Below are 21479 nucleotides of genomic sequence, written 5' to 3'. Positions count from 1 at the left end.
GGGCGGGAGTCGACGCCATGCCGCAGGCGGCTCTGGATGCGTCGGCCAAGCAACGGAACACCGCCCAGCGGATCTTCGGTCGGCTGACCTTCAGCAGCACGATCATCCAGCCCTCGAGCCGTCCGCTGCCGCCAGGGTCAGCGGGTGCGGGCCGCGTCCTCAGTGGTGAGAGGGATGCGCCAGCGCAGGCGGGTACCGCCTTCGGGGCGGTCGGCGACCTCGAACGTGCCGCCGAGCTTCTCCGCGCGGCGGCGCAGGTTGGTCAGGCCACTGCTTCGGGTGGGCCGGCCCAGACCGCGGCCGTTGTCGGTAACGTCCAGGAGCAGTTCGTCTCCGGCGTGGACGGCGACCCAGGCGGCGGTGGCGTGAGCATGGCGGGCCACGTTGGACAGGGCCTCACGCAGCACAGCGAGCAGGTGCGCGGCGGTTTCGTCGGGCAGGGCGGCGTCGACGGGGCCGTCGAACTCCACCGAGGGGGCGAAGCCGAGCCGGTTCTGTGCGGTGGAGGTCTCGTCGAGGACCTGGGAGCGGAGGCTGGCCGCCTTCTGGGTGGGCTGGTTGAGGTTGAAGATGGTGCCCCGCAACTCCCGGATGGTGGCGTCGAGTTCGCCGATGACCGTGTGGATCCGCGTTGCGGCGTCGGGGCGGGTGATGCGGGCGGTGATGCTCTGCAACGCGAGGCCGGCACCGAAGACCCTCTGGATCACCATGTCGTGCAGGTCGCCGGCGATACGGTCGCGCTCGGCCATCACCTCGCGGTCGGCGCGGGCGGCGGCCAACTCGGCCTGGGCGACCAGCTGGTGGGTGATGTCCCGGGCCACCGTCGAGAAGCCGATCAGGACCCCTTCCGCGTCACGCATCGGCGAGACGGTGACCGCCACGTCGAGGCCCGTGCCGTCGGTACGGCGCCAACGGCTCTGGTAGGAGTCGGCATGCCCTTCGGAACGGATCTGCTCCACCACTGCCTGGAAGACGTGGAAGGCCGCGTCGGGCATGAGCGTGTCGATGGTCTGGCCGACGATGTGCTGCTCGGTGTGGCCGAACAGCCGCTGGGCGCCGGGGTTCCAGGTCTGAATGAGGTGGCTGGGGTCGACCGAGATCATGGCGTCGTCGGAGGAGGCCACGATGGCTGCGAGCCTGGCTTCGGCGCGACGGGCGGCCTCCAGCTCGGTGTGCAGGGCTATCAGGCCGCGATTGGTGTCGTCCAGCTCCTGGCTCAGCTCGTCCACCAGCTGCGCGCGGCGCGCCAGTTCGGCCTGCTGGGCGGCCGCGTCGTCCGTGCCGTCGGCGGTCCGGAGGCCAGATACGTCCCCCATGTCTGACCGCCCTTCGGGTGGTGAAGAGAACCGGTTCATCATGCCATGGCGGTGACTTGGCGGACCACGAGCACGGTGGCGTCGTCGGTGGCCCGGCCGTACTCGCGGTGGAGCACGGCGGCGATGATCGCCGGATGGTGGTCCAGCAGGCCCGGGTGGTCCTCCAGGCTCCAGGCGGAGCGGATGCCGTCGGAGACCAGGATGAGGTTCGATCCTGGCTCCCACGGGCCGTGCTGAAGGCGGACGGCGGGAAGGGTCAGTTGGGTGCCGAGGGTGCCGGGGCGGTCCAGAAGGTGGACGGACCGGCCGCGGGTGAGGACCCGTCCGGTGATGTTGCCGACCGCCGCGTAGGCGAGTTCGCCCCGCCCGGGATCGATCAGGCTCGCGCCGAGGACGCCGCCGCGGGTGGCGCGCATCGCCTCGTGGGTGTGCCGGACGAGCCGGTCGAGGTCGGTGACGGCAGCGCCGTCGAACGTGGTGATCGCGGCCCGGGCCGCTGCGGCGGCTCCCGGACCGTGGCCCAGTCCGTCGACGACCAACGCGGCTGTCCGTGAGCCGGGCGCGACCGCCCAGGCGTCCCCGGACTCGCCGTCGCCGCCGAGGGGCACATTGACCCCGCCGAAGAGCCACCCTGTGTGCCCGGCCGGTGCAGGGGCGCCAAGCCGGGCGTAGACGACGGTGCCACGGCGGGTGGCGTACCAGTCGAACTCGGCGGCGTTCCGCCTGACCACGCTCAGCCCCGCCTTCAGACCGCCCCCGCGGGACGAGGGCAGCGCGACGGGCGACGAGGCGAGCGCCGCGGCGGTCATCCCCGGGCCATGGTCGACGGACAGCAGCTCGATCCCGTCGCCGGCCTTCCGAGCCAATACGTACCCGCCTGGGTGGGCGTGCCGGAGCAGATTGGTGCCCAGCTCGGTGGCCACCAGCTCGGCCACGCCCGGGCGCACCGCGTGCTGTCCGGCGGCCATGCGGGCCACCGCACGGCGCAGGGCGCCGACGTCCTCCTCTGCCGCGACGGCATGGCGGCGGTGTTCGCTCTCGCTCAGGGCCGCCACACCCTTACCACCCTCACCGCTGCCATTTCACGATCACCACGGTCGTGCCCGACCCGGCGGCGGAAGTGAGGGTCATGTCGTCCACCAGCCGCCGCGCCCCCGGCAGGCCCAACCCCATGCTGCCCCGGGTGCTGAAGCCATCGGTCAGCGCCGCCTCGATGTCCTCGATGCCCGGACCGTCGTCGGCGAACGTGGCCCGCACACCCCGCCGACTCTGCCGGTACACCTGCTCGACGGTGACCCGGCCACGGTGGCCGGTTGCGTAGTTGAGGATGTTGCGGGCCAGCTCGCTGCCGGCCGTGATCAGCTTTGTCGCGTCCACCAGGTTGAGCCCCACCGCCTCGGCCTCGGTGCGCAGCACCTTGCGGACGCGGATCAGGTCGGACTCGTCGACGATGTCGAAAACGGACGGTTCCCTGTCCGTCACAGCACCAGCGGCGGTCACGGGCGATCCGTACCGGTATCGGCGCGTCGCAGCCGCTCCAGCAGGGCCAGGCCCTGTTCGGCGTTGAGCGCGGTGTCCAGATGCCCCATCGGCACGCCGAGTTCCACCAGGGTGATGGCGACCGCCGGCTGTATCCCCACCACGGCCGCCTGCGCCCCCAGCAGCCGGACCATTGCCACGATCCTCGCCAGTACCCGGGCGATGAACGAGTCGACCACGCTCAGCCGGCTGACATCGATGAGCATGCCCGACACACCGGTGCGCGCGACCTCCCGGGTGAGCTGCTCCTCGATCTGTATCACCGTGGTGTCGTCCAGGTCGCCCTGCAATGCGACCAGTAGCGTGTCACCGATCTTCATGACCGGAACCACGTCCTCGGTCACAGCGACTCCCCCGACGTCAGCGCCCGGGCAGCCGCCGCTACGGTCCCGGCCCGCTCGGCCAGCACCGCCAACGCCAGCTGCAACGCGTCCTGCAACGTGTTACGGGAGCGCAGGCGTCCCATGTCGATGCCCAGGTGCACCATGGACTGGGCCGTCTCGGGCCGCACCCCGCTCATGATGCTCACCGTCCCCATCAGGGCGGCCGCCTGCACCGTCTTCAGCAGATGCTGGGCGACCTGAGTGTCGATGGTGGGCACCCCGCTCATGTCCAGGATGGCCACCTCGGCCTGGGTCTGCGCGATCTTCTCCAGCAAGCCCTCGGTCAGCCGAGTGGCCCGCAGCGTGTCCAGGGTGCCGATGATCGGCAGGGCCAGCACCTTGTCCCACACCTGGATCACCGGCGTGGACAGCTCCAGGATCTCGTCGCGCTGCCGCAGCAGCCGCTGCTCGGTCTCCCGGCGCTCGGTGACGTCCCGGATCGCCGCCGCCACGAGCGTCCCCTCGGCGGTCTCCAGCGGACTCAGGCTGATCTCGACGGGGAACTCGGTGCCGTCCCGGCGCATCCCGAACAGCTCCAGCCCCGCCCCCATCGGCCGCAGCCGGGGATCGGCGAGGAAGCCGGAGCGGTGGCCGACGTGGCGGTCGCGGAACCGCGCGGGCACCAGCACCTCGATCTCCCGGCCCACCAACTCGGCACGTTCGAAGCCGAACAGCGTTTCCGCTTGCCGGTTGACCAGGACGATCCGTGCGTCCGATCCCACGATCACCATCGCGTCAGGGGCCGACTCCAGCAACCCATGGAACAACGACTCTGCCCGCGCGCTCTCCGTGACGTCCCGGAAGACCTTGACGAAGCCGCTCACCGCACCATGCTCGCCGCGCACCGGCGTCAGGGAGATGTGGGCCAGGAATCGCTCGCCGCCCTTGCGGACCCGCCAGCCCTGGAACTCCCGCCGCCCGTCCTGGCGGGCGGACTCCAGTTCCTGCTCCATCAACCCGGCGCCGCGGTCTTCCTCGGTGTGAAGCGCCGACACCGACTGCCCCACCATCTCGGGCTCCGTGTAGCCGGTCATCGCCTGGGCACTGCGGCTCCAGCGGACCACCTCACCGCCCGGCCCCAGCTTGACGACGGCATGGTCCGTGACCGCGTCCAGCATCGCCTCAAGATCACGCAGGCTCGCCGGCGGATCCTGGCTACCTCCCGGTGGCGTCGTCATGCCCGGCCCCGCCCTTCCGCATCATCAATCCCCAAGCCGGGCCGCCTGCCTGACGGCGCCCCTGATCCCCGGCGCGGCCGATGCTACCCGCCCCCGCTGCAACCGATCAGGAACCCGGCACACCGAACCGGTCAAAGGCCGCGCACCGACAGCCATGGCATCGGCACAGGCAAGGGCACCGGGCGCTGCCTCCGCACCGCACCTCCGGGACCGACAACACCCCGACCGCCTCGGCGCGCCGCTGTTGACCGCTCTGGAAGCGCAGCGAACCGACACGTTCACCGCACTCCAAACTCTCGACGCGCACTCATGCGCGAAGGTGTGCCGCCACCGGTGCGCGTGCAGCTCGACCAGCCCGGCAGCGAGCCCTCGCCGCTTGAGCATGATCTTGATGCCGTTGGGCGCCAGCCCTCGTACACCTCGCTCGGCCAGCCACAGATCCGGCAGATGAGCCGCCTTGTGCTTGGCCCGGGCCCGCAGGTAGCGGCTGACCGCCCGCGCGGTCTTCGGCCCGAAGCGTACGCGCCGGTCCTTGCTGCCCTTGCCGTGGAAGTGCACCGATTCGGTGGTCAGGTCAATGTCGTCGAGCATGAGGTTGCCGACCTCGGACAGTCGCGCCCCCGTGTTGCAGTACAGGCGGATGATCGCCTCATCTCGCAGCTGGACAAAGTCTTTTCCATTGCAGGTGCCGAGGATCTTCGTGGTCTCGTCGTCACGGATGACCGGGACCAGCTTCTGCGGCAGCTTCGGCTGCCTGACCCGCTCCATCGGCGACCGGTCGATCTCCCCCTCGTCGAGCATCAGCCACTTGAAGAACTGCTGCAGACCCTTGTGCTTGTTCAGCGCCGTCGACGCCGACCGCGTCTCGGTCATCCACGCCTGGAAGGCTTCGACATGCGCCCGGCTGACCTCGACCGGATCGTCGGCCGCCGCGTCCGCGTCCGGATCTGGCGAGTACTCCCCCAGGTACCGCGCCAACTGCGCGGCCGCCGGCAGATAGTTGTACCGGGTGGTCTCCGGATAGTTCCCCGACCGCAGCGAGCGGTCCCAGTCCCGCAGGAACCCCGACCAGGTCGTCGACAGCCCCGCAGTGATCTTGTTCAGGTCCAGCAGCGGCATCCTCGCAAACCTCCGAGTAAAGGCGCCTATGAGCGGCGTGCTCAACCTCGAAGATCGGAAACGACCCATACGAAAAGGGCCCTCACAGGCTCTCGCCTGCGAAGACCCTTCACACTGTCGGGACGACAGGATTTGAACCTGCGACCCCTTGACCCCCAGTCAAGTGCGCTACCAAGCTGCGCCACGTCCCGATGCCCGCTGTGACCTGGGGTTTCCCTGGTCGAACGTGCATGGAAACAATACCGCACTCGGACCGGTGGTCGCGCACTCCTTTTGCGCCGGGGAGACGCCACTTGACCTCAATCTTGCTTGAGGTTGCACGATCGTCGGCATGACCAAGACAGCGGAACGGCGATACACATACGAGGACCTTTCCGGGCTGCTGAGCCTGATGAGCGGCGACGAGAAGCACGGGCCCGCCGCCACATCCACCCTCGACGCGCTCTGGGTGCTCTACGACCGGGTCCTGCGAGTCACCCCGGGGCGGGTGGACGATCCGGAGCGGGACCGGTTCCTGCTTTCCAAGGGGCACGGGCCGATGGCGTACTACGCGGTGCTCGCCGCCAAGGGCTTCGTACCGGTGGAGTGGCTGCCGGCGTTCGGCTCGTACGACTCTCCGCTCGGCCACCACCCCGACCGGGTGCTGGTGCCAGGCGCCGAGATCGGCAGCGGTTCGCTCGGGCACGGGCTGCCGATCGCGGTCGGGACGGCGCTGGGGCTGCGGGCCCAGGGGTTGCACGAGCCAGCCGTGTGGGTGCTGGTCGGGGACGCGGAGCTGGACGAGGGCAGCAACCACGAGGCGATCGCGTACGCCGGGCCTGCCGGGCTCGACCGGCTGCACACCGTGGTGATCGACAACTCCTCCGCCAGCTATGCCCGGCCGGGCGGGATCGCCGCGCGGTTCGAGGCCGCGGGCTGGTCCGTCGAGAGCGTCGACGGGCGGGACCACGAGGCCCTGTACGCAGCGTTCACCGCGCCGCATCCCGGGCGGCCGCGGGTGGTCGTCGCGCAGGTCGAGCCCAAGTCCGCCTGAGATCCACATCCCTCAACCACGCACCGCCGCCCTGAGATCTCTCATCAACACCAGACCAGAAAGGCAGTTCCGAATCATGGACACCATGCGTGACCGCTTCGCGCCCGTAGTCTCGCGGCTGCTCGACGAGGATCCGCGCGTCGCGGTAGTTCTCGCCGAGATCGGTATGGCCGACTTCGAGGAGACCCGGACGCGGCATCCGGACCGGGTGATCAACGTCGGCATCCGTGAGCAGCTGCTGGTCGGAGCGGGCGCCGGCCTGGCGCTGACCGGGCTGCGGCCCGTGGTGCACACCTTCGCGAGCTTCCTGGTCGAGCGGCCCTTCGAGCAGGTCAAGCTGGATCTCGGGCATCAGGGCGTGGGGGCGGTGCTGGTCAGCGCCGCCGCCTCCTTCGACTGGCCCGCGGGCGGCTACACCCATATGGCACCCGGCGATGTGGCGCTGCTCGACACACTCGACGGCTGGACCGTCCACGTCCCTGGCCACCCGGACGAGGCGGAGACACTGCTGCGGCAGGCGGTCGCGGCGGGCGACGACAAGGTCTACGTACGCCTGTCGGTGCAGTCCAATGCGGAGGCCCTGCCGGTGGACGGGTCGCGATTCCTGACCGTTCGCGAGGGGCGCGCCGGTGTCGTCGTCGCCGTCGGGCCGATGCTCGACGGAGTGCTCGCGGCCACCGAGGGGCTCGATGTCACCGTGTTGTACGCGACGACCGTACGGCCCTTCGACGCGGCCACCCTGCGCCGCGCCACGGAAACAGCCGGCACCGATGCCGTCCTCGTGGAGCCGTACCTGGCGGGAACGTCGACCTCCGCCGCCAACGACGCCCTCGCGGACCTTCCGCACCGGGTACTCGCTCTCGGCGTCGGCCGCCGCGAGCTGCGCCGGTACGGGCAGATCGCTGAGCACGTGGCCGCGCACGGGCTGGGCGCGGGCTCCCTGCGGACGCGGATCGGAGAGTTCCTGAGGGCCGGAGCGGGCGCCCAGTCGTGATCCGTACCCACAGCACCCTCAGTCGGCCGCCGGAAGGCCCAACTCCGGGTAGGACTCAAGAAGTCGGGTCGGAGCGGCCTGGCGCCAGGAGTCCGCGAGGATGTCCCGCAGCTCGCCGTCGTCCTCCAGGGCGGCGAGCCGGACGCGCACCCAGGCGAAGCCCGCCTCATGGTCGGCGATCCAGAACTTCCCGGGCTCCGCCAGAACGAGTTCGTCCCGCTCCTCCTTCGGGCAGCGCACGGCGATGGACGTCTCGTCCTCGGGCAGTGTGGCGAACATCTTCCCCGCGACCCGGAACGTGGGCATGCTCCACGCGATCTTCTCGGTCGTGTCCGGCAGGGAGAGGGCAACACGGCGTACATCTTCTGCGTCCGGCATGGCTCGCACCGTAGCCAATCCCACTGACATTCACCTGCTCAGCCAAGTTCAAGCCAAGGCTGACGCCTCTGCCCGCTCTATTGATCTATCCAGGGCATCCAGCCGTATCCCTCCTCGGAACCCTCACAACGACCGGCAACCCGAGGAGTCAGGACTCTTACATGCCCGCACCGCATCTGGCCCTGCCACCCACGGACCGCGTCCTGTCGCCGCTCACCGGCTGGACGCGGGCGCACTGGGAGGCGCTCGCCGACCGGCAGTTGGAGGCGCTGGTTCCGTATGCGACGCCGGGCTTGGCGCAGTATCGGCTGCCCGGCAGAACCTCCTGGTCGGGTGTGGTGTCGGACGGCCTTGAAGGTTTCGCACGGTCATTTCTGCTGGCCTCTTTCCGGATCGCGGGAGCGCGCGGCGAGGTGGATCCCCGTCTCATAGAACGGTACGCGCGGGGTCTGACAACGGGCACGGACCGCGACAGCGGCGAAGCCTGGCCCGAACTCACCGACTGTTCCCAGCAGATGGCCGAGGCCGCCCTGATCGCCGTCGGACTGCACGAGACCCGCCCCTGGATCTGGGACCGCCTGGACGGTGATGTGCGGGAGCGAGTCGTGGACTGGCTGTGGGGTTTTGTGGGGCGCCGTACCTGGGACAACCACTGGCGGCTGTACCAGGTGGTGGCCGAGCAGTTCCTGGCCTCGGTCGGCGCGCCGTACCGGCAGGACGACATCGACGCCGGGCTCGACCGCATCGAGGACTGGTACATCGGGGACGGCTGGTACAGCGACGGCGAGGGGCGCGCCTTCGACTACTACAACGGCTGGGCCATGCACCTGTACCCGCTGCTGTGGGCGCGGATGACGGGCGGCGAGGGCGGTGGCCGTGGCCGCGTCTACCGCGACCGGCTCGCCCAGTTCCTCGCCGTCTACCCGCAGTTCTTCGGTGCGGACGGCGCACCGGTGCTCCAGGGGCGCTCCCTGACGTACCGTTTCGCCACCACGGCCCCGGTGTGGCTGGGCGCCCTCGCCGGCTGCACTCCGCTGGCGCCGGGGCTCACCCGCCGAATGGCCTCCGGCGCGGTGAGCCACTTCGTGGAGCGCGGGGTGCCCGATGAGCGGGGGCTGCTGCCGCTGGGCTGGTACGGCACGTTCCTGCCGATGACGCAGCCGTACTCGGGGCCCGCGTCACCGTACTGGGCGAGCAAAGGCTTCCTCGGGCTGCTGCTGCCCGCGGACCACCCGGTGTGGACGGAGCGTGAACTGCCGCTCCCCGTCGAGGAGTCGGACCAGTACACCGCGCTCCCGGCGCCCGGCTGGCTGCTGCACGGCACGAAGCACGACGGCCTCGTCCGCCTCGTCAACCACGGCAGCGACCACAACTCCCCCGACCGGCCTCCCGAAGACGACCCGCACTACGCGAAGTTCGGGTACTCCTCGGCCACCGCTCCCGAGTCGGGCGCGCATGCCTGGGAGCGCACGATGGACGGACACATCGCGCTGCTCGCACCGGACGGCACCGCCTCCCGCCGGCGCCTGATCCTTCCGCTGCACTGTTCCGGGCGTACGGCGGCGTCCCGCTACCAGGCTCAACTGCCGGGCAACGACACCGAGTTCCCGATCGAGACGACGAGTGTGCTGCGCGGTCCGTGGGAGATCCGCGTACACCGGGTACGGGCTCCGGCCGGTGTGGCGGTGCGGGAGGGCGGTTACGCGGTCGCCGCCGAGGACCGGCCCACGGCGGAGCGGGGTTCGGGCTGGGCGCTGGCGCGAACTGCGGACGGGCTGACCAGCGTGGTCGTCGCGCTGCACGGCTGGGACGAGGACGCGGGCATCGCACGCGAGGTGGATGCCAACGCCTTGGGCCCGCATTCGGCGACACCGTACGTGCGTTGTGCGGCCGGTCGTCCGGAAGGCCGCGGTGTGTACGTCACGCTGGTCGCGCTGACCCGGGACGCCATACATCCCCAGGCGCTGCGGGAGTCGGTGTCCTGCGCGGTGGAGGAGCACGAAGTCAGGATCACCTTCCCCGAAGGGGACACCGTTTCCGTGTGAAGGTCCCTAGGAGGCCACTTTCCGGATGAGGACCCTAGGAGGGCACTTTTCAGAGGGTCATCCCTGGAGACCGCCTAAGAAGACCTCTCATATGAAGGGCCCTCAGAACATGAAAGCCCCTCAGAACCCGCCGCTCTCCCGCAGCTCGATCCGCTCGACGAGTTCCGCCGCCATCGCCTTGATGGTGTCCAGGCCCGCCCGCCCCCAGGGCCTCGGCTCGATGTCCTCGACGCACACCGTGCCGAGCACAGTGCCTGTGTGGTCGATGAGCGGGGCGCCGAGATAGGAGCGGATGCCGATCTCGTCGACGACCGGATTCCCGGCGAACCGCGGATAGTCGCGGACGTCCTCCAGGGCCAGCGCCTTCCCCCGGACCACCACATGGGGGCAGAAGCCGTGGTCGCGGGCCATATGGCGACCGAACCGGTACTCCGTACCGTCCGCGGCGAGGATCACGGCGGACCGCCCACCGGAGTCCGCTCCCGTGCCCGCGCCATCAGGAGTATGGAGCCCTGCGAAGAACTGCCCGTTCTCGTCAATGAAGTTGACCATCGCGTACGGCACCGCGGCGATCTGGGCGAGCCGGTCCGCGAAGGCGTCGAAGGCCGGCTCGGCCCGCTCGCCCAGACCGAGCCGGCGCAGCCGCCGCGTCCGGGCGGGGGCGTCCTTGTCCTCGGGGGTGAGCAACAGCCGACCGGCCACGCGCGGCGGGTCGTACCTCATGTGCGGGCTCCGTAACTGGGGGCGCGGGTGGGCGCGTGGGCGATCAGGTGGCGGACGAGGGTCAGCAAGGTCTGCACCCCTGAGCTGGAGATCCGCGCGTCACAGCGCACGATGGGGATCTCCGGGTCGAGGTCGATGGCCGCCCGTACCTCCTCCGGGTCGTAGCGGTAGGCGCCGTCGAACTCGTTGACGGCGACGATGAACCCCAGGCCGCGCTGCTCGAAGAAGTCGACGGCGGCGAAGCATTCCTCCAGGCGGCGGGTGTCGGCGAGGATGACCGCGCCGAGTGCACCCTCACAGAGCTCGTCCCACATGAACCAGAACCGCTCCTGTCCAGGCGTACCGAAGAGGTACAGCACATGTTCCGGATCGAGCGTGATGCGCCCGAAGTCCATCGCGACGGTCGTCTCGACCTTGTTCTCGATACCGTCGAGATTGTCGGTCGAGGCGCTGACCGTGGTGAGCAACTCCTCCGTACTCAGCGGCGCGATCTCGCTCACCGCGCCGACAAAGGTGGTCTTGCCTACCCCGAACCCTCCCGCCACCAGGATCTTCAGTGCGGTGGGAAAGGGGTCAGAGCTGTCGTCGTAGTCCATCGAGCACTGCCTCCAGAAGAGACCTGTCAGTCGGGATGTGGTGGTAAGCCGGGGGCTTCGTCGACAACGCCCCGCAGTCGACGAGGTCGGCCAGCAGCACCTTGGTGACCGCCGCCGGCAGCTTCAGATGTGCGGCCACCTCGGCGACCGAGACGGGCACCCGGCACAGTTCGAGCGCCTGGTTGTGCTCGGGACCGAGGTAACCGAGCGGGGTGGCTCCGGTGGCCCGCATCTGCGACAGGAGATCGAGCGCGGTACTGGGCCGGGTGCGGCCGTTGCTGACGGTGTAGGGGCGTACGAGGCGTCCGGCCGCGTCATCGAGCCAGGGCCCGTCCCCGGCCGCGGTCACGTTCAAGGCCTCATCGCCGAGGGCTCGGCGGTGGACTGCCTGGGCGCGGTCATCAGATACGGGCGGACGCTCTTGACCAGCATCGCCATCTCGTATCCGAGCACGGCCGCGTCGGCCTCGCGTCCGGCGAGCACGGCGAGACAGGTACCGGAGCCCGCGGTGGACACGAACAGCAGGGTGGAGTCGAGTTCGACGACGACCTGGCGTACGTCACCGCCGTCGCCGAAGCGGACGCCCGCGCTGCGTCCCAGGGAGTACAGCCCGGAGGCGAGGGCCGCCATGTGGTCGGCGCTGTCGGGGTCGAGGCCATGGACCGACTTCACCAACCCGTCGCAGGAGAGCAGCACCGCGCTTCTGGTGTGCGGGACGCGCTGCACCAGGCCGCTCATCAGCCAGTCGAGATCGGATACATGGGCGGTCGGCACATCGCTCGCCATGGGGGATCGACTCCTTGAAGTACGTACGTCGGTGGGAGCGGAGGTGTGGGTGGACGGAGAAGTGTGGGTGGGGGTGGCGTTGATCATCCGGCTGATGTGCTCCCGTCGTGCCGGGCGGTGAAGTCCGTGAAGTCAGTGATGTCGCTGAAGTCATAAGAGGGCGCGGGCGCCGGCTCGCGCGCGGAGTGCGCCTCGGGTGATGCGTGCGCGTCTTTGCGCGCCGCGTCCCGCTGCTGGGCCTCGGCGAGGCCGATGCCCCGCTGGAATGCCGCCATCAGTCCGGGGTCGTGTCCGACGAGGAAGTCGGACTCGGGACGGGGCAGGGGTCCCTCGCGCAACTCCGGAACGATGTGCTCCTGGGCGCGCCGTCTGGGCAGTTGGGGCTTGCCCATGGTGCCGCGCACCGCGCCGTTGCGCTGTGTCGACGAGGCGACCGCCTTCGCGATGTTCTCGATCACGACCTGCCGGTCGTCGGACCGGATGCCGGGCAGTGCCTCCGCCGGATTGGGCCGCGCCTCGGCACCACGCACGGGGAGCGGCGCCGAACGACCGCCGTTCACCACCGTCGTACCGGCCGACGCGTCATCACGCGGCTGCTGTGACTCCGCGGTGCTCTCGCCCCGGTGCCCATGCGCCGTCGTCTCCTGGCGAGCGGTCGCTTCCGGGCGAGCGGTCGTTTCCCTGCGCGCAGTCGCTTCCTGACGCCGCGCATGCGATACGTCGCCGGGGGCGCCCGGCGCGATCCCCTGCACCGGAACGGGCGTGCCCGCAACCGGGACCTCCGCCCCACGAGCCGCAACACCATCCGGAGCCGCCGTCCCCTGCCCAGGCTTCCCCTGCCCCGGCGTCCCGTGGCCCGGGGCACCCTGAACCGGAGTGCGGTGCACCGGAACCCCATCAGCCGACGTAACGGCTTCCGACACCACCGTCCGAGGCCGCCCTGCCCCCGAGCGTCCCGCGCCCGACTGCCCGGCCCCCGACTGTCCGGCCCTCGACTGCTCGGGTTCCGCGCCCAGGAGCTCCTGCGGCATGACGAGCACGGCCTGGATGCCGCCGTAGATATTGGTCTGCAGCCGGACCGCGATGCCGTGCCGGCGCGCGAGCTGCGAGACCACGAACAGCCCGATGCGTCCGTCCTGCAGCAGGCTCGCGACGTTCACCTGGTCCGGGTCGGCGAGCAGGGCGTTCATCTTGTGCTGTTCGGCCGGCGGCATACCGAGCCCGCGGTCCTCGACCTCGACGGCGAGCCCCGAAGTGACGAGGTTGGCGCGCAGCAGGACCTGGGTCTGCGGGGCCGAGAACAGCGTGGCGTTCTCCACGAGTTCGGCCAGCAGATGGATCACGTCGGCGACGGCGTGCCCGCGCACCGTGCCTTCGATCGGCGGCACGAGCTTGACCCGCGAGTACTGCTCGACCTCGGCGGTGGCGGAGCGCAGCACCTCGGTCATGGAGACCGGGTTGCTCCACTGACGGCGGGAGACGGCGCCGCCGAGCACGGCGAGGTTCTCGGCGTGGCGGCGGATGCGGGTGGCGAGGTGGTCGACGTGGAAGAGGCCCTTGAGCAGGTCCGGGTCCTCGATCTCGTTCTCCAGCTCGTCCAGGATCGAGATCTCGCGCTGCACGAGGGACTGAAGCCGCCGGGCAAGATTGACGAACACCTCGACCTTCTGCTCGCTTCCCGCCTGGCTGGACAGCTGGGACGCCTGGACGACCGCACTGACGGCGCCGTCGTGGGCGCGCGCGAGGTCGTCGGCGAGCAGGTCGAACTCGTCGGCGTCCGGGGCGGGTTCGCCGCGCTTCCGGCGCGCGGGCGGCCCCTCTCCGCGTCGCAACGCCTCGACAAGGCCGCGCAGTTCGGCCTGGTCACGGGCGCTGGCGGCGCGCAGCGTACCGACCCGCTCGCGTACGGACCTGGCGGCGCGGTTGGCGGCCACGGCGGCGATCACGATGCCCGCGAGGGCGACCGCGACGGCTCCGCCGAGGACGATCCACAGGGTGAGACTGGGCCTGGCCATGGTCGAGCGGATGGTGAACAGCACGGCGGCGCTGGCGCTGAGGGCCACCGCGATGGGTGGCAGAACCGCGAGACGCAGGAGCTGGGGCCGTATGTGGGTCTCGGGCAGCGAGGGGGCGGTACGGGCGACCGGTCGCCCGTGGCGCCCGCCCTCGCGGCGGTCAGCGCGTGCGGCCGGTGCGCGAAGGTGAGACATCGACGTCCTCGTACTGGATATGTCGGGGCCGTGGCGGCTCCCGCGGATCTGCGAGTCGGGCATGCGCCATCGCGGTGCCGTTCGCGCATGCCAAAAAACCGGCCCTGCGTCGCTCGGCGGCCACTCACAGTAGTCGCCAGCGCATCACACTCGGTGGGCAGTTGACAAAGTCCGGCGGGCATCGTCCCGCTCTGGTATGAGCGTTCGTACGACAGACCGATTAGCCCCTCGTACGCACATTCCCGTGCGCGATCGGATCGATCAGACCTGGTCAGAACCGGTCAGCACAAAGGGCGAGGGCCGAGGAGCAGTTTTGCCCCTCGGCCCTCGCCGACGTTCTGCGCTTACGTCCCGGTCACCCGGCCGGGACGGTCTCCGGCTCTCCGGTGTCCTCCGCGGAGTCACCCGGCGTATCGACGACCGTCTTTTTCAGGACAGGCCAGCCACCGGCCGGCGTGAGCGCCACGCCGCGCCACCAGGGCTCGGACGGCACGGTCTCGGCCGTGGGCTCGAAGGGCTCGCCGGGGCGGGGCAGCGCGATCCGCGCACCGGCCGCGTGGGCGGCGGTGATCGTGCCCTCGCCCGGCTCGGCCCACGGGTGCGCCGCCAGGTTGAAGGTCGCCCAGTGGATCGGCAGCATCACTCCGCTGGGCCGCCCGCCCTGGAGGTCGAGGTGGGCGCGCATGCCGTCCTCGGGCGTCATGTGGATGTCGGGCCAGAACTCGGAATAGGCACCGATCTGGATCATCGTGGCGTCGAAGGGACCGTGCTCGGCGCCGATGTCCTTGAATCCGGTGAAGTAACCGGTGTCACCGCTGTGATAGATCCGGTGCTCATCACCGGCGACAGCCCACGAGGCCCAGAGGGTGTGCTGGGTGTTGCGCAGGCCGCGCCCGCAGAAGTGGCGGGCGGGCGTGGCGGTCAGGGAGATACCGCCGAGCTTGGCCGTCTCGTTCCAGTCCAGCTCGCGTAGCCGGTCCGTGGAGACGCCCCAGTGCTCCAGGTGGGCGCCGACGCCGAGGGGCACCGCGAACACCGTGTCCGTATCGGCCAGGGCTTTGATCGTGGGCAGGTCGAGGTGGTCGTAGTGATCGTGCGAGATGACGACCACGTCGACCGGACCGAGCGCCGCCAGCGGCAGGGGCACGGGGTGCAGCCGCTTGGGCCCGGCGAAGGCGAACGGGGAGCAGCGCTCGCCCCAGACGGGGTCGAAGAGCACCCGGTGGCCGTCGATCTCGGCGAGCACGCTGGAGTGCCCCATCCACGTCAGCCGCAGTCCGTGGGCCGGGGGCCTGGCGAGGTCGGCGAGGGTCGTGGCGTGCACCGGCACCGTCCCCGCCGGGGCACGGCGCACCCGCTCTTCCTTGCGGAAGAAGGCCTTCGCGAACTCGCGCATGGCACCGTCGGGCCGGGGGGCACCCTCCGGATTCCGGAAGACGCCGTCCGCGTAGTTCGGCGATCTGCGGATGCGTTCCATGCGCTCACCACTCGGATCCGCGCCGAAGGCGGCGGGCCGCAGAGCACGGAGCCCGGAGCTCAGGGGACGGGAACCGGTCACGGCACCTCCAGGTGGAGTCGGTCTGACATCTCATTATGGTCGCCGCCTCTGACAGCGCCGGGTCGGGCGTATGACGGGGCGGTGTCCGCGCCGGACACGGCGCCGTCCACCACGTACGACGTGCGCTCGTACTGAAGATCCGTTCAGCACGTTGACAGCGCCGCAACTCAACCCCTGCGATACTGACTGTCCATTTAGTAACGGCAGGCCCCGACCGGCACCGGGACACTCTGGGCTCCCGGTCCCACGGCTGGTCAAACGTTTCGACTCCGTTCCCTGTTCCCTGCTTGCCCCCTGTTCCCGATTCCCCGTTCCACAGGAGACCCCATGACAGCTCCGGACAGCAGTCCCTTGATGACGCTCACCTGGACCGACCACGTCACCGGACGCCAGGGGCACCTGGTCGTGGACCGACTGGTGCGCGGAGTCTCCAGCGGCGGGCTGCGGATGCGGGCGGGCTGCACGCTGGACGAGGTCGCCGGCCTCGCGCGCGGCATGACCATGAAGGAGGCGCTGCACTACAACCCCCAGAGCCGCTACATCCCGCTGGGCGGCGCGAAGGGCGGCATCGACTGCGATCCCCAGGACCCCGAGGCGTACGGGGTGCTCGTGCGCTATCTGCGCGCCATGCGTCCGTACATCGAGAACTTCTGGACCACCGGGGAGGACCTGGGCCTCACTCAGGACCTCGTCGACCGGGCCGCGGCGGAGGCGGGCCTCGTGTCGTCGGTTCAGGCCGTGTATCCGCTGCTCGACGACGAGGCTGCGGCCCGGCGCCGGCTGGCGGACGCCTTCGCGGTCGAGGTGGACGGCATAGGGCTCGACGAGTTGGTCGGCGGCTGCGGGGTCGCCGAGTCGGTGCTCGCGGCGCTGGACCGGGCCGGGGTGGCGTACCCGGGGACGCGCGTCGCCGTGCAGGGTCTGGGGACCATGGGCGGGGCCACGGCCCGTTTCCTCGCGCGCGCGGGCCTCACCGTCGTGGCCGTCGCCGACGTGAAGGGAACGATCGCCAACCCGGCGGGACTCGACATCGACGCACTGCTCGCCGCCCGGGACGCGTACGGAACGGTCGACCGCTCGGCGCTGCGCCCCGCCGACCGCGAACTGCCGGACGACGACGCCTGGTTGTCCACCGAGGCCGAGGTGCTGGTGCCGGCAGCGGTCTCCTACACGATCGACACCGTCAACCAGGCCCGGATCACGGCCCGTTGGATCGTCGAGGCCGCGAACATGCCCGTACTGCCCGAGGCGGAGGAAATGCTCACCGCGCGCGGTGTCACCGTCCTGCCGGATGTCGTCGTCAACTCCGGGACCAACGCCTGGTGGTGGTGGACACTGTTCGGCGACATCGGTGCCGACGCGGACGAGGCGTTCGCGTACACGCGACGCTCCATGCGGGCGCTGGTCGACCAGACGCTGACGCGCGCGGAGGCCGACAGCACGACACCGCGGGCGGCCGCGCACGCGATCGTCGCGGACCGACTGCCGCTGATTTCCGAGCGGTTCGGCTGGTACCAGTGACATTCGGCTGGCATCGGCGACATCGGATGCCTGTCCGACCTCGTGTGTAGGGTTGCGGCGTGGCCAGGGTTCGGTTGAGCGTTCAGGAGCGGCGGGAGGAATTGCTGCGGGCCGCGGTCGAGCAGATCGAGGCGCGGGGCGTGGCGGCGGTACGGATCGCCGACGTGGCCGCCGCGCTCGGGGTGAGCAACGCGCTGGTGCTGTACCACTTCTCGACGAAGGAGAAGCTGGTCGCCGCCGCGTTCGCCTACGCGGCCGAGGGCGACCTTGCCCATCTGCGCAAGCTCCTCGCTCGCCGCACGACGGCGCTGCGCCGCCTCCGATCGGCCGTTCGCTGGTACGCCCCGACAGGCCAGGCCAAGGGCTGGCGCCTGTGGATCGAGGGCTGGTCAGCGGCCCTGCGCGACCCCGCGCTACGGGACGTCACGCGCGACCTCGACCGCCAGTGGAAGGCCGCGCTCGCCGAGGTCATCGCGGAGGGGGTGGCTGCCGACGAGTTCCACTGCCCGTCCCCCATGGACACGGCCCTGCGCCTCACCGCACTCCTGGACGGCCTGGCCGTCCAGGTGACGGCATACGACGGGGCGGTGTCCCGCACTCGGACACAGCAGTGGGCGGACGAGGCCTTGGCCCACGAACTGGGCCTTCAGGGGTGGTGAGTTCGGTTCCACGTACAGCGCGGGTTCGTTGTGGCTAGTCGCGCCCCGCGGCGGAGCCGCAAATGTCACAGCCCCGCGCCCCTTAGGTGCGTGGCCGCGACACAACGTGTCACCCCCATCCCGGTAGGCACCCCACCCGCCGAAGGCGCCCACCAGCCGGAGGTATGGGGGCCTGGGGGCGCAGCCCCCAGTTTCGGGAAGAGGCGGGGCTGAGGAAAAGGAACCCTCAAATAGCCGACCGCATGCGCGACTTGATGTCGTCCGGCGACAAACTCCCCTTCGCCACCACCCGATCCCCCGACGACTCCCCCCGAAGCCTCCGCCCAATCCACGGCACCAGATACTCCCGAGCCCAGTGAATGTCATCCCGCCGCACCTCAAGCGTGCCGCGAGGCGGCAACGGCGGCCACGGCTGCTCCGGATCCGCAGGCACCGACAGCCCAATAACCTGCCCGGCGCGCAGCGCAACCCGCGTGTGCCCCTCCGGCGACAGATGCAGCCGATCGCCGTCCCAGGCCCGCCGATCCTGAATGGTCTTCAGCGACCACAGATCGAGTACAGGACACCCGTACCGATCGGCAATCGCCCGCACATGCCCGTTGTACGTAGCGATCTTGCCCCGCAAGTGCTTGAGCACCGGCACTCCCCGGGTGTCGAAGCCGGTCGTCACCAGCACCGTGCCGACAGCCGACGCGAGTTCGGCAACGGCCCGCTCAAAGCGAGCAGCGACCTCGTCGGGATCGGTCCCCGGCCGAAGGATGTCGTTACCACCCGCGGAAAGGGAAACCAGGTCCGGCGCCAAGTCCATGGCCCGCGCAAGCTGGTCCTCGACGATCTGGTCGAGCAGCCTCCCCCGCACGGCAAGGTTCGTGTAGTCGAAGTCGCCCTCAGCGCACTGGTCGGCAAGCAGTACCGCGAACCGGTCGGCCCAGCCGACGAACGCCCCGTCGGGGCCGGGGTCGCCGACGCCTTCGGTGAAGCTGTCCCCCACCGCCACGTACGACCCGATCACTGATCTGTTGTCATTCTTCGAATCGTCTGCCACATCGACCCATGATTCACCTTTCGATGTGAGCTACGCGACCGTAGGAAAGGGTTGACGGACGGTGAGATAAGCCACGCGTAAAGTCCCGGTCAACTCGGAATACGGAGCGCCCACACCCGGAAGTCGGCGATCCGGAAATGGCTCCACACGGTCCGGAACGCGAAGTGCCCGCTCGTGTACGGCTCCTGGTCGGCGTAGTCGAAGACGAGCCGCCCGTTGTTCCACCACTGGACGGTTGAGCCGTGCGAGACGATCCGGACGCGGTGGGGCCGGTTCGCCACGAGCAGGGGCTCGGTGTAGTCGTGGATCAGCGGGCGGACACCTGCCTGGCCCACGTAACGGCGCAGCCGTGTGGTCGTGTTGTAGTTCGCGCCGTAGCCCGAGTAGTACGTCTTGAGGTAGTCGTACTCGTCGAGGGCGCCGCCGCGTTGGGTGGCGAAGAGGTCGTCCGGGGAGCGGACGTCGACGGCGTTCCAGAAGTTGTTGAGATCCGACACCCGGTCGTTGACTCCGCCCGCGGAGACCGGTGTGGCCGTGTACTCGATGACGTACGGCCCCGCGAGCTTCCGCTTGAACCAGACCGTGGCGCCGCTCGGCACATCGATCTCCATGATCCCACGGGACACGGTGACCCTGCCGCCGTCCTGCAACTCCGTTGCCCACTGCCCCAGTCCGTGCCGGAAGTCGTCGCGGGCGATGAGCCGTCCCCGGCGGTGGCGCGCCGACGCGCTCGCGGCATGTGCGCTCGCTGTGTGCGCGGGCGCGAGGGCCGCGAGGGCGGCACCGGCCGCCAGGGCTCCGAAGGCTCTGCGGGTCGTCATGAAGCGTCTCCTTGGCTGGCGTCAGGGCAGGCGGATAGAAAGCGCTTGCCCCGCAGATGCTGGCGGCAGCCCGCCACGTCTGTCGAGCCGTGAACAAGCCGAAGGCCGGACCCGGGGATCAGGGGTCCGGCCTTCGGCGCGAGAGGGAGACGCAAGCCGCCCGCGGCGGCCCTCAGGTGACGTCAGACAGAGACGCCGTGCGAGCGCAGGAACGCCATCGGGTCCACGTCCGAGCCGTAGTCCGGCGTGGTGCGGATCTCGAAGTGCAGGTGCGGGCCGGTGACGTTGCCGGTCGCTCCGGAAAGACCGATCTGCTGACCCGCGGTCACGGACTGCCCCTGCGAGACGGAAAGGGACGAAAGGTGGGCGTACTGGGCGTAGTGGCCGTCGCTGAGCTGGATGACGACCTGGTTGCCGTACGCGCCGCCCCAGCCGGCGGAGACGACGGTGCCCGCGCCCACGGCCTTGAGCGAAGTGCCGGTCGCGGCGGCGAAGTCGACACCGGTGTGGTAGCCGCTGGACCACATGCCACCCGACATCCGGTACGGGGTGCTGACGGTCGCACCGTCGACCGGCATGGTGAAGCCGCTCGAACTGCTGGGCGCCTCAGCGGCCTTGGCGGGCTCGGCCTCCTTCGCGGGTGCCTGGGAAGCCTTCTTCGCGGGCGTCTGGGGGGCCTTGGCCGCCTGGGGAGCCTTGGCCTCGTTGGCACCGGAAGGTGCTGCGGCCTTCTTGCCGATCGTCAGCTTCAGCCCCGGGTGGATGAGTCCCGGGTCACCGCCGACGACCTCGCGGTTGTCGGCGTAGAGCTTCTTCCAGCCACCGCTGACATCCTGTTCGTCGGCGATCCTCGAAAGGTAATCGCCTGCCTTTACTTCATACGTCCTGGTCGCGGCCTTCTTCTGCGCGGCGACCGGAGCGGACTCAACAGCCTTCTGGGAAACGGATTCGGCCTTGTCGGAAACGGACGCGGGCGCGCTCTGCGGAGTAGCCGCATGTGCGCCGGCCGCCCCCAGCAGTGGCAGTGCGAGCGCGGCGCCACCGGTTGAGGCAACGGCGATCGAGCGGGTGAAACGCGCGGACTTCGGGCGGCGGTGCTTACCCTTCGCGGGCATGGCGAATTCCTCTCCGGCGCCTGCGAGGTGAGCTGTCGGGTGCGAGCTGGAGATGCCCGGCCACGCATTCGCGCGGCTTTACCCCAAGCCGGTTCCGGAGACCGGAACAGGCGCTGTACCTGTGGGTCCCCCGCTCCTGCCGTGTACGGATCGGTGTGCGGATTCCAGGCGGCGGCAGGATTAGGCGTCCGCCCGGATTGGTCGTGAACGTAAGCGACTAAGACGCGCAGGTACAAGCTTTGGGTTGCCTATGTGCCCCATTCTCTTGATCCTTGACCGAAATAGCCGTCACGCTCCGTGAATCACCGGTCTTCTGCCTTCCTGAAATCCCCTGTAAACGCGCTTGAATTACGTGAACATGGCGACAGCGGACCGTCACGAATATGACGCTGCTCACGCATCACGGATTCAGGAGTACCCATTCCAGAGCGAGTTGGAATGAAGGCACTCCAATACGGAC

General features: G+C 69.9%; 21 protein-coding genes, 1 tRNA gene and 1 riboswitch. Of the genes, 5 read left to right on the top strand and 17 right to left on the bottom strand.

Annotated elements, in window-relative coordinates:
• Nucleotides 1–137: 137 nt before the first annotated feature.
• From G6048_RS01460 to G6048_RS01430, 7 genes are all read right to left on the bottom strand, one after another.
• Nucleotides 138–1316 (bottom strand): PAS domain-containing sensor histidine kinase, encoded by a 1179-nt coding sequence (locus tag G6048_RS01460; RefSeq protein WP_165337561.1) that lies wholly within the window; start codon nt 1314–1316, stop codon nt 138–140.
• A gap of 38 nt (nt 1317–1354) precedes the next feature.
• Nucleotides 1355–2371, bottom strand: coding sequence for a SpoIIE family protein phosphatase (locus tag G6048_RS01455; protein WP_165337560.1), 1017 nt, complete (start codon nt 2369–2371; stop codon nt 1355–1357).
• 13 nt (nt 2372–2384) lie between these two features.
• Nucleotides 2385–2816, bottom strand: a complete 432-nt coding sequence (locus tag G6048_RS01450; protein WP_328825646.1) for an ATP-binding protein — start codon at nt 2814–2816, stop codon at nt 2385–2387.
• A complete protein-coding gene (locus G6048_RS01445) occupies nt 2813–3199 on the bottom strand; it encodes an STAS domain-containing protein (RefSeq protein WP_165337559.1) in 387 nt (128 codons plus the stop codon). The genes G6048_RS01450 and G6048_RS01445 overlap by 4 nt, the downstream gene beginning before the upstream one ends.
• Nucleotides 3196–4416 (bottom strand): PAS domain S-box protein, encoded by a 1221-nt coding sequence (locus G6048_RS01440; RefSeq protein WP_165337558.1) that lies wholly within the window; start codon nt 4414–4416, stop codon nt 3196–3198. Before G6048_RS01440 ends, G6048_RS01445 begins: the two co-directional genes overlap by 4 nt.
• Before the next feature lie 24 nt (nt 4417–4440).
• On the bottom strand, nt 4441–5535 hold the full coding sequence (locus G6048_RS01435) for a tyrosine-type recombinase/integrase (protein WP_165337557.1): 1095 nt from the start codon (nt 5533–5535) through the stop codon (nt 4441–4443).
• 117 nt (nt 5536–5652) lie between these two features.
• Nucleotides 5653–5726, bottom strand: a tRNA-Pro gene (locus G6048_RS01430).
• Nucleotides 5727–5866: 140 nt separating this feature from the next.
• Between G6048_RS01430 and G6048_RS01425 the strand changes: the two genes are divergently transcribed.
• Both G6048_RS01425 and G6048_RS01420 read left to right on the top strand, forming a co-directional pair.
• Nucleotides 5867–6568: a thiamine pyrophosphate-dependent enzyme gene (locus G6048_RS01425; protein WP_165337556.1), complete on the top strand. Its 702-nt coding sequence runs from the start codon at nt 5867–5869 to the stop codon at nt 6566–6568.
• A gap of 76 nt (nt 6569–6644) precedes the next feature.
• A complete protein-coding gene (locus tag G6048_RS01420; RefSeq protein WP_165337555.1) occupies nt 6645–7562 on the top strand; it encodes a transketolase family protein in 918 nt (305 codons plus the stop codon).
• 18 nt (nt 7563–7580) lie between these two features.
• On the opposite strand, the gene G6048_RS01415 is transcribed toward G6048_RS01420, so the two are convergent.
• Entirely contained in the window at nt 7581–7940 is a 360-nt protein-coding gene (locus G6048_RS01415) for an MmcQ/YjbR family DNA-binding protein (protein ID WP_165337554.1), read from the bottom strand.
• A gap of 161 nt (nt 7941–8101) precedes the next feature.
• On the opposite strand from G6048_RS01415, the gene G6048_RS01410 reads away from it, so the two are divergent.
• Entirely contained in the window at nt 8102–9985 is a 1884-nt protein-coding gene (locus G6048_RS01410; protein WP_165337553.1) for a DUF2264 domain-containing protein, read from the top strand.
• Between the two features lie 120 nt (nt 9986–10105).
• Here the strand turns inward: G6048_RS01410 and G6048_RS01405 are convergent, their stop codons facing one another.
• The 6 genes from G6048_RS01405 to G6048_RS01380 all read right to left on the bottom strand — a co-directional run bounded on the left by G6048_RS01405 (nt 10106) and on the right by G6048_RS01380 (nt 15858).
• A complete protein-coding gene (locus G6048_RS01405; RefSeq protein ID WP_165337552.1) occupies nt 10106–10708 on the bottom strand; it encodes a GAF domain-containing protein in 603 nt (200 codons plus the stop codon).
• Nucleotides 10705–11304 (bottom strand): GTP-binding protein, encoded by a 600-nt coding sequence (locus G6048_RS01400; protein ID WP_165337551.1) that lies wholly within the window; start codon nt 11302–11304, stop codon nt 10705–10707. The genes G6048_RS01405 and G6048_RS01400 overlap by 4 nt, the downstream gene beginning before the upstream one ends.
• Nucleotides 11282–11653, bottom strand: a complete 372-nt coding sequence (locus G6048_RS01395) for a DUF742 domain-containing protein (RefSeq protein ID WP_165337550.1) — start codon at nt 11651–11653, stop codon at nt 11282–11284. The genes G6048_RS01400 and G6048_RS01395 overlap by 23 nt, the downstream gene beginning before the upstream one ends.
• 2 nt (nt 11654–11655) lie before the next feature.
• The gene (locus G6048_RS01390) at nt 11656–12090 is read right to left on the bottom strand and encodes a roadblock/LC7 domain-containing protein (protein ID WP_165337549.1); all 435 of its coding nucleotides are present in this window, start codon (nt 12088–12090) and stop codon (nt 11656–11658) included.
• An 83-nt stretch (nt 12091–12173) separates the two neighbouring features.
• Nucleotides 12174–14300, bottom strand: coding sequence for an ATP-binding protein (locus tag G6048_RS01385; RefSeq protein ID WP_165337548.1), 2127 nt, complete (start codon nt 14298–14300; stop codon nt 12174–12176).
• A gap of 355 nt (nt 14301–14655) precedes the next feature.
• Nucleotides 14656–15858, bottom strand: a complete 1203-nt coding sequence (locus G6048_RS01380) for an MBL fold metallo-hydrolase (protein WP_328825645.1) — start codon at nt 15856–15858, stop codon at nt 14656–14658.
• A gap of 327 nt (nt 15859–16185) precedes the next feature.
• On the opposite strand from G6048_RS01380, the gene G6048_RS01375 reads away from it, so the two are divergent.
• Together G6048_RS01375 and G6048_RS01370 are read left to right on the top strand one after the other, a co-directional pair.
• Nucleotides 16186–17379 carry a glutamate dehydrogenase gene (locus G6048_RS01375; protein ID WP_165337547.1) on the top strand — a complete coding sequence of 398 codons (1194 nt, stop codon included), beginning with the start codon at nt 16186–16188 and terminating at the stop codon, nt 17377–17379.
• Nucleotides 17380–17438: 59 nt separating this feature from the next.
• Nucleotides 17439–18038 carry a TetR/AcrR family transcriptional regulator gene (locus G6048_RS01370; protein ID WP_165337546.1) on the top strand — a complete coding sequence of 200 codons (600 nt, stop codon included), beginning with the start codon at nt 17439–17441 and terminating at the stop codon, nt 18036–18038.
• A 226-nt stretch (nt 18039–18264) separates the two neighbouring features.
• Here G6048_RS01370 and G6048_RS01365 read toward each other — a convergent pair whose 3' ends face one another.
• The 3 genes from G6048_RS01365 to G6048_RS01355 form a co-directional block, all read right to left on the bottom strand.
• The gene (locus G6048_RS01365; protein ID WP_165337614.1) at nt 18265–19050 is read right to left on the bottom strand and encodes an SGNH/GDSL hydrolase family protein; all 786 of its coding nucleotides are present in this window, start codon (nt 19048–19050) and stop codon (nt 18265–18267) included.
• Nucleotides 19051–19172: 122 nt separating this feature from the next.
• Nucleotides 19173–19904, bottom strand: a complete 732-nt coding sequence (locus G6048_RS01360; protein WP_165337545.1) for a DUF6250 domain-containing protein — start codon at nt 19902–19904, stop codon at nt 19173–19175.
• A 182-nt stretch (nt 19905–20086) separates the two neighbouring features.
• The gene (locus G6048_RS01355; RefSeq protein ID WP_165337544.1) at nt 20087–21019 is read right to left on the bottom strand and encodes a LysM peptidoglycan-binding domain-containing M23 family metallopeptidase; all 933 of its coding nucleotides are present in this window, start codon (nt 21017–21019) and stop codon (nt 20087–20089) included.
• Between the two features lie 2 nt (nt 21020–21021).
• Nucleotides 21022–21185: riboswitch (cyclic di-AMP (ydaO/yuaA leader) on the bottom strand.
• Nucleotides 21186–21479: the final 294 nt, after the last annotated feature.

Source organism: Streptomyces ureilyticus (genome assembly GCF_011045025.1).
GTDB lineage: Bacteria > Actinomycetota > Actinomycetes > Streptomycetales > Streptomycetaceae > Streptomyces > Streptomyces ureilyticus.
This window is presented reverse-complemented; position numbering and strand designations above follow the sequence as displayed.

Coding starts and splice junctions, on each gene's coding strand:
- G6048_RS01435 (WP_165337557.1), bottom strand. CDS start 5,535: ATGCCGCTGCTGGACCTGAACAAGATCACTGCGGGGCTGTCGACGACC.
- G6048_RS01460 (WP_165337561.1), bottom strand. CDS start 1,316: ATGGGGGACGTATCTGGCCTCCGGACCGCCGACGGCACGGACGACGCG.
- G6048_RS01425 (WP_165337556.1), top strand. CDS start 5,867: ATGACCAAGACAGCGGAACGGCGATACACATACGAGGACCTTTCCGGG.
- G6048_RS01410 (WP_165337553.1), top strand. CDS start 8,102: ATGCCCGCACCGCATCTGGCCCTGCCACCCACGGACCGCGTCCTGTCG.
- G6048_RS01415 (WP_165337554.1), bottom strand. CDS start 7,940: ATGCCGGACGCAGAAGATGTACGCCGTGTTGCCCTCTCCCTGCCGGAC.
- G6048_RS01360 (WP_165337545.1), bottom strand. CDS start 19,904: ATGACGACCCGCAGAGCCTTCGGAGCCCTGGCGGCCGGTGCCGCCCTC.
- G6048_RS01400 (WP_165337551.1), bottom strand. CDS start 11,304: ATGGACTACGACGACAGCTCTGACCCCTTTCCCACCGCACTGAAGATC.
- G6048_RS01420 (WP_165337555.1), top strand. CDS start 6,645: ATGGACACCATGCGTGACCGCTTCGCGCCCGTAGTCTCGCGGCTGCTC.
- G6048_RS01375 (WP_165337547.1), top strand. CDS start 16,186: ATGACAGCTCCGGACAGCAGTCCCTTGATGACGCTCACCTGGACCGAC.
- G6048_RS01390 (WP_165337549.1), bottom strand. CDS start 12,090: ATGGCGAGCGATGTGCCGACCGCCCATGTATCCGATCTCGACTGGCTG.
- G6048_RS01385 (WP_165337548.1), bottom strand. CDS start 14,300: ATGTCTCACCTTCGCGCACCGGCCGCACGCGCTGACCGCCGCGAGGGC.
- G6048_RS01355 (WP_165337544.1), bottom strand. CDS start 21,019: ATGCCCGCGAAGGGTAAGCACCGCCGCCCGAAGTCCGCGCGTTTCACC.
- G6048_RS01440 (WP_165337558.1), bottom strand. CDS start 4,416: ATGACGACGCCACCGGGAGGTAGCCAGGATCCGCCGGCGAGCCTGCGT.
- G6048_RS01405 (WP_165337552.1), bottom strand. CDS start 10,708: ATGAGGTACGACCCGCCGCGCGTGGCCGGTCGGCTGTTGCTCACCCCC.